Annotated in this window: 2 protein-coding genes; one reads left to right on the forward strand and one right to left on the reverse strand. The window is 65.6% G+C overall.

From position 1 onward, the window contains the following. Window positions 1-240 (forward strand): helix-turn-helix transcriptional regulator (locus AC1DS3_RS39470; protein WP_477129478.1); only part of this gene is annotated, 240 nt, incomplete at its 5' end. A gap of 9 nt (window positions 241-249) precedes the next feature. On the opposite strand, the gene AC1DS3_RS39475 is transcribed toward AC1DS3_RS39470, so the two are convergent. Further along, window positions 250-491, reverse strand: a 242-nt coding sequence (locus AC1DS3_RS39475) for an AMP-binding enzyme (RefSeq protein ID WP_477129479.1), incomplete at its 5' end; no start/stop codon positions are given.

A 491-nucleotide genomic window follows, 5' to 3' on the forward strand; every position in this document is an offset into this window, starting at 1 on the left:
GCCCAGGACCTGCACTATTCCGTGCGCACGCTTTGCCGCCGGCTTGCGGACGAAGGCACGACGTTCCAGGCGATCAAGGACGACGTCCGGCGCGATATCGCGATCCAGCGGCTCACGCGTTCGCCCGACGCCATCGCGGCAATCGCTTATGACGTCGGCTTTGACAACCCGACCGCGTTCCACCGCGCCTTCCGGCACTGGACCGGCAGCACGCCAAAGGCCTACCGCGGCATGGCCTGAGCGGCCCGGCTAGGCGGCGGCACCGCTGTAATGGGTGCTGAAACGCTGCCTGAGCACCAGCTTATGCAGCTTGCCGGTCGCGGTCAGTGGCAGTTCCGGCACGAACACCACATCGTCCGGGATCCACCATTTGGCCACCTTGCCTTCATAGAAGGCTAGTAGTTGTTGCGCATCGAGCGTGCTGCCGGCGCGCCTTACCGCGACCAGCAGGGGGCGTTCGTCCCACTTGGGATGGGCACAGGCGATACAGG

Source organism: Cupriavidus sp. 01L46 (genome assembly GCF_056399905.1).